The sequence below is a fragment of the Aeromonas sp. PS2Canimalfood6 genome, from assembly GCF_048276795.1.
Lineage (GTDB): Bacteria > Pseudomonadota > Gammaproteobacteria > Enterobacterales > Aeromonadaceae > Aeromonas > Aeromonas caviae.
Map to the genome: position 1 here is coordinate 1 of NZ_JBLUXC010000100.1, position 6,600 is coordinate 6,600.

Sequence of the window (6,600 nt, forward strand, 5' to 3'; positions counted from 1 at the left end):
AGGCAATATCAATATGATGCACGGCGACAGCAGGGTGATGGTGGTGGTGTGTTTGGAGACAGCCAGTTTACCAGCACCCTGTCTGTCAACTTCCACTTCCCCAAGATCCCGCGAAGAACCATAAATAAGACCGCCCATGGGGCGGTCTTTTCATTTCCGTCTCTTGCGCTCCGCGTCGGGGCCATCGGAAGCGGGCAGCGCAGAGTGGCAGCAGACAGAGGCGGCGGCTTTATCCGTGTTCAAACATCCGGAACAGATAAACCACGAACAGCACCGGGGTGAGTGCTGGCAGCCTTATCCGTGTTCAAACATCAGGAACAGGTAAACGACAAACAGCACAAGATGGGTGGCGCCGTGCAGGGCGTGGGTGCGGCCGCTGCTGAAGGTCACTTTACAGACCATGAGGGTGGTGATGAGCAGCACCATGTCGGCAGGGGAGAGGCCCAGGCGCACTTCCTGCCCCATCAGGGAGCCGATGAAGAGCACGGAGGGTACCGTGAGGGCGATGGTGGCCAGCACAGAGCCGAAGTAGAGATTCATGGCCCGCTGCAACTGGTTGTTGAAGGCCGCCTTGATGGCGCCGACCGCTTCGGGGGCGAGCACGATACAGGCGACGATGAAGCCACCCAGCGCCATCGGGGCTTCCATCACGTGCACCCCGTAGTTGATGGGGATGGCTAGGGTTTTGGCCAGCAGGATGACCACCACCAGGTAGGCGAGCAGCAAGAGGGTGTGATAGACGTTGCTCTGCAGCGGGCCGTGGTGATCCTCGAGATCCTCGTGATCGCTGTCGACGAAGAAGTGGCTGTGGCTGCGGGTCTGGATCAGCAGGAAGACACCATAGAGCAGGATGGAGATGATGATCAGCATCCATGACATGGCCTTGGAGAGGCTGCCCAGGGTGCCGCCCTGGGTGAAGTTCGGCAGGACCAGACAGAGCAGTGCCAGGGGAATGATGGCCACCAGATAGGATTTGACCCCGTCCAGATTGAAGTTCTGGGTGTGATAGCGCCAGCCGCCAAACAGCAGGGTGAAGCCCACCAGACCGTTGGTGACCAGCATCACTACCGCGAACATGGTGTCACGGGCCATGGTGGGATTGGGATCGCCGGTCAGCATGACGGAGGAGATCATCACCACTTCCAGGGAGATGACCGAGAGGGTCAGGATCAGGGTACCGAAGGGTTCCCCGAGCTTGATGGCGAGGGCGTCAGAGTGACGCACGACGGAGAAGATGGCCCAGGTCACGATGGCAAGCAGGGCCAGCGACACCGGCAGGTAGACCGCAAGGGGGGTTGTCTCTGCCAGCAGGTCGCTCCCCAGGGTTTTGAAGAAGAGCAGGGTCAGCAGACCGGCAGGCAGAGCAATCTCTTGTCGGATAAAAGACTTCATAGGCAGTGGTTCTCATCTCGGGGCGGCCTCGGCCGACGGGGTATGGAGCGACTTGGTGCACCCAAGGTGCACAGACCCATGATAAGGGGAGATGCTCCTCATGCGGAGCATCATTTTGTTGCAGAGGGTGAGAGGCGGGGCAGATACCGCCTCAGTGCGGGTCGGAGGGGCTGGTTGTCTCGCCCTCTTGCCATGCCATCAGCCAGATCTTCAGTTTGCTCAGGGGCATGGGCTTGGCATAGACGTAGCCCTGGATCAGGTGGACTCCGTGGCGATGCAGATAATCCACCTGCTCCTGGGTTTCGACCCCTTCGGCGATCATCTCCATGCCCGATTTGAGGCCGAAAGCGATGGTGGCATCCAGCACGCTGCGTTTGAGGTCGTCCGTGCCTATGGTATCCACGAACATCTTGTCGATCTTGATCTGGCGAATGCCGAGCCGTTGCAGGTAGGCAAAGCCGCCATAGCCGGTGCCGAAGTCATCCAGCTTGAAGTGATAGCCCCTCTCCTGCAGAGCTGCGATCTCCGCCATGGCCCCCTGGATGTGCTTGATGGGATCCCGCTCGGTGAGTTCGAAGGTGAGGCGGGCCGGCGAGGGCCAGCCATGGCGCTGCAACTGGGTGCGCAGACGAGGTTGCTCGATATGGCCCGCCACCAGATTGACGCTGACCCACTGGTGCGGGGCCAGGACGGGGAGATCCGCCAGGATGCGCTCCAGCAGTTGATCCGTCATCGGCAGGATCAGCCCCTGCTCCTCCGCATAGGCGATGAAGGTGCCTGGCGACACCAAATCCCGTCCTCGCTGCCAGCGCAGCAAGGCCTCGAATCCCACCACCCTTCGGTTTCTGCTGTCCACTATGGGCTGATAGAAGGGGATGAACTCCCGCCGAGCCAGCCCTCTTTGCAGCAATCCTTTGAGGGATCGCCGGTAGTTTCTAAGGCCCCAGTAGAGGGCCGCCAGCAGCGCCCCCAGCACACCGGCCGACCAGAGGCCATCGCGGTGTATCTGTGAGCGGGCGTAGCGTTTCAGTGCCTCGCCAGCCCAGAGGGTCTGCTCCACCTGATGCTGGGGGTCGAAACTGAGCAGCCGCATCGGGTGTGGCTCTTCTCGAATGTGCTTGTTGCCACGGGGGAAAAAGAGCCCGGACTGTGTCGGGTGCTTGTGGTTGAACTCCAGGTAGAAACAGTCGTTGCAGGGGGTGCGCAGCAGCTCATGGCTCCAGCTGCTGTCGAGCACCCAATAGGCCAGATTGCCGTTGCGTCTCGCATAGACCAGGGTTTCGCGTTCGGTATCGAACATGGGGGCCGTGCTGGAAATATGAAAGTCGGGGGAGACCGGTATGCCGGCGTCGGCAAGCTGGGGCAGGGCGGGGCCCAGGGTGGAGCAGCCGCTCCCGTTGGCAAGCTGCAGGCCGGCCAGGCGAATATGGCGGTTGTAATACTGGGGTGAGCGCAGCAGCGCCATGTCTTTGGGGCCGCAATCGAAGGCAAAGTGGGCGAGTTGAGCGGGGACATCGTGATCCAGGAGCTGGTTGCGCTCCTGCTGGTAGTCGAGCAGAGCCCTTTCCTTTGTCTGCAACAGGTGGTGAGCCAGCTTGTCGCTCAACAGGGGGGTGAGCAACAGCATCAGCAGCGGGGGCAAACAGAAGAGGCCCAGAGGAATCCATAACGGAGATCGTGCAGACATGGTGGGCCCCCTTCTTCCCTGAAATGAAACAACCCGATTGAGACTCAAGCATCATAGCATTAGCTGCATCAATTTGAGTCAAGTTGGTCACACTTGGAACAAAAACGATAATTAATTGATAAATAAAGGATATGGCTACACACCTGAACAAGATTCAATCGCTGACCTGTCATAAATGACAATTGTCCAGCTTATCTGAAGTGGCTAAAGTAGCGGTGCGGTTTGACTCACCGTGTGTTCAATACTCCTGTATCTATTTTTGTCAGTAGCACAGAGTGTTAGTTTTGATATGAGTGTTTCTTTTGGTCCCCGCTGTGGGACCATTTTTCTGTCCGCTCCTCAGCCTGTGTCCCCTCGTTCTCTCCCTTGATGCCTCTTTTGCGGCCCGCACAACGGCGCCGCATGACGCATCCGCCCGCTTATTTGCAGAAGCGGGATCTTCATCCATAGGCGGCGTTTGGTCTGGGCTGATACCATGATGCCCTATGGATGCTGTCGGCTACGGAAAGGCACATGAAACTGACCACTCAACTCGTCTCTTTTATTACGCTGTGCGTGATCTCGGCCATGGCCATGGTGATGCTCGGCGGGGTCTTCAGTTTTCGCCAGATGGGAATGGAGCTGCAGCAGAACCGTGTCGACTCCCTGGTGGAGATCATCGACAAGCAACTGGGGGTGACCGATGACCAGCAAGCCCTTGCCCGCTGGCTGCCCTCCCTGTTGCGGGCCTCCCATGTGGTGGAGCTGGAGATCCGTCAGGACAAGCAGCGGGTCTACTGGTTTCGCGATGTGCAGCAGCAGACGGACGAGAGCCTGCTGATCGCCTACAGCGAGGCGATCCCCAATCAGGCCGGGATGCGGGCCGACTTCAAGCTGGACAGGCCGTTCAAGGAGTTCGAGTACTCCATGAAGGCGATGTTCGGCATCTCTCTGGGTATCTTCATCGTGGTGTTCGGGCTCTGGTACTCCATCCGCTGGCTCCGTCAGCAGTTGCGCGGTGCCGAGCTGCTGGCGGAGCGTGCCCAGCTGATCCTGGATGGCAAGCTGACCAAGCTGGCCCATGACCCTGCCGAGGAGTGGCCTGTTTCGGCCAGTCAGGCCCTCACCCATCTGCTGACCGAGCTGGCCGACGCCCGCAAGGAGCGCAGCCGCTTCGACAACTTCATCCGCAGCAACGCCTTCGTCGACAAGACGACGGGCATCGGCAACCGCCTCTTCTTCGACAACCGGCTGGAGAGCGCCATCATGGAGGCAAGCGTGATCAGCGGCGGTGTGCTGCTGATCGAGTTGGCCGGTCTGGAGGAGCTGGATCCCGAGCTGAGCGGGCGCCCGAGCCAGGAACTCCTGATGGAGGCGAGCGCCACCATCGCCGCCTTCGTGCGCAAGCACAGCGGAGCCCTGCAGGCGCGCTATGCCGGTCAGGTCTTTGCCGTGCTGCTGCCGAACATGTCAGAGAGCGAGATGGTGGACGGTGCCAGCCAGTTGCTCAAGAGTCTGCAGCGGCTGCACTGGCCCGAAGCGGTCAATGCCGACACCGCCGTCTATCTCGGTGCGGTCTGCTATCAGGCACAGGATTCCCTGCTCAAGGTGCAGGAAGAGGCGGAGCTTGCGCTCAAGAGCGCGCGCCTGCAAGGACACAGCGGCTGGTTCCTGTTCGAGAAATCCCTCAACGAGGAGGCGAGCAGCAAGGGAACGGTGCGCTGGCGCACCCTGATCAGCCGTCGCATCGAGGAGCAGGGCATCGACTTCTACGTCCAGCCTGTGCAGCAGGAGCGGGATCAGGTGGTGTTGCAGCAGGAGCTGCTCATCCGCCTTCACGACGAGCAAGGCCGGGAGCTGCAGGCGGGGGTCTTCATGCCCATGGCGGAGAAGGCCGGTCTGCTGCTGCCGCTGGACAGGCTGGTGGTGGCCCGAGCCTTGCGACTGCTGCGCCAGCGACCGGCATCGAGCTGCCCCATCAGCCTCTCTCTGTGCGCCCAGAACCTGCTCACCCGCGAGTTCCAGCGCGAGCTCTTCTTCGAGCTGTTCCAGTTGCCGCGCAGTACCAACGAGGGGTTGATCCTGCAGTTGTCGGAGTCTCAGGTGACCCGCCACTACGAGGCCCTCAAGCGGCCGCTTCGGGCGATGCGCATGCTGGGGTGCAGGCTTGCCATCGATCATGCGGGCCAGGACGTGGTGAGCACCCAGTACATCAAGGAGTTCGAGATCCACTTCCTCAAGCTGCACCCCAGCCTGGTGCGGGAGATCCACCTTCGCCAGGTCAACCAGATGGCGGTACGCAGTCTGGTGGGGGGCTGTGCCAATACCCAGGCCCGGGTCATCGCGGTGGGGGTGGAGAGTGGCGACGAGTGGAAGATGCTGCGACACCTGGGCGTGCATGCCGGTCAAGGTCCCTGGTTTGCCGACCCCCTCAACCTGCCTGACTAGCGCCCCGGCCGGGGTGACAGGCGGCCCTGCTCCTGCAGGCCCGCCAGCCCCTGCAAGCCACCGGTGTGGATGAAGATGATCTTGCTGCCGCGCGCAATGCGGCCTGCCGCCAGTTCGCGAAAGAGCCCCCACATCGCCTTGCCACTGTAGATGGGTTCCAGCGGCAAGCCGGTTTCGGCACTGAATGCCTGCACCCATTGCCAGAGTGCCGGACTGAACCTGGCATAGCCGCCGTCGTGGTGATCCAGCGCAATGCGCCAGCCCGGGGTGGTGGCCGCCGCCGGATGCAACCGGCATACCTCGCCGGTGATGAAGTCGGCCCCCTTGAGCACCGCGATGGCCAGGATCTGCTCCTGCGCCCGCTTGCCCGCGATGAGTCCCGCCAGGGTACCGCCGCTGGCGCAGGGCAGCACCCAGAGATCCGGCGAGAAGGGCACCTCGTCGACCAGCTCGGCCACCCCGGGGATGGCCAGCGGGCTGCTGCCTCCTTCCGGTACCAGCAGGGTGTCGTCATCCTCGAACCGGGCAAGCCATTCGGGATCCTGGCGCCGGCGATAGTCCTGGCGGTCGACAAAAACGAGATCCATGCCCCAGCCTTTCGCCGCTTTCAGGGTGGGATTGCTGACGGTATCCCCTTCACCGCGTATGATGCCCGTGGTGCGCAGTCCCAGTCTGAGTCCTGCTGCGGCCAGGGCGTGGATGTGATTGGAGTAGGCGCCGCCAAAGGAGAGGATGTGGCCCTTGCCCAGCATCTGTGCCTGTTGCAGATGGTATTTGAGCTTTCGCCACTTGTTGCCGGAGAGGGTCGGGTGGATCAGATCGTCCCGCTTGCACCAGAGCGTGACGTCATGGGCTGCCAGCAGAGGATGTCGGATCCGGTGCAGGGGGGAGGGGAGCTGAAGGGGCGCCATGGGATCGTCTCCCGTGGGTGCCAGCGTGGTCGTCGATGCGTCGTTTGTCATAAAGTTGGAGGCTAATACCAATCAGATTAAAGATGTGATCTAATTGCTCTATTCTGGTTTCACTGTACTCAGTATGTCCGATCCAATCGATTTCTTGGCCCTCGCCAAGGCAGAAACCAACGCCAGGAAACG

The 6,600-nt window shown here is 61.1% G+C and carries 4 protein-coding genes; 1 reads left to right on the top strand and 3 read right to left on the bottom strand.

What is annotated here, in order from left to right:
- Window positions 1–294 precede the first annotated feature (294 nt).
- Together ACNPAA_RS20445 and ACNPAA_RS20450 are read right to left on the bottom strand one after the other, a co-directional pair.
- Entirely contained in the window at window positions 295–1,392 is a 1,098-nt protein-coding gene (locus ACNPAA_RS20445; protein ID WP_010672612.1) for a calcium:proton antiporter, read from the bottom strand.
- Between the two features lie 151 nt (window positions 1,393–1,543).
- Window positions 1,544–3,079: an EAL domain-containing protein gene (locus ACNPAA_RS20450; RefSeq protein WP_113978382.1), complete on the bottom strand. Its 1,536-nt coding sequence runs from the start codon at window positions 3,077–3,079 to the stop codon at window positions 1,544–1,546.
- Window positions 3,080–3,592: 513 nt separating this feature from the next.
- Here ACNPAA_RS20450 and ACNPAA_RS20455 point away from each other — a divergent pair.
- A complete protein-coding gene (locus ACNPAA_RS20455; protein WP_417891974.1) occupies window positions 3,593–5,506 on the top strand; it encodes an EAL domain-containing protein in 1,914 nt (637 codons plus the stop codon).
- Here ACNPAA_RS20455 and ACNPAA_RS20460 read toward each other — a convergent pair.
- Complete coding sequence (locus ACNPAA_RS20460) at window positions 5,503–6,417, bottom strand: 1-aminocyclopropane-1-carboxylate deaminase/D-cysteine desulfhydrase (RefSeq protein ID WP_050498262.1); 915 nt, start codon at window positions 6,415–6,417, stop codon at window positions 5,503–5,505. The two genes, ACNPAA_RS20455 and ACNPAA_RS20460, sit on opposite strands and share 4 nt — an antisense overlap.
- Window positions 6,418–6,600 lie beyond the last annotated feature (183 nt).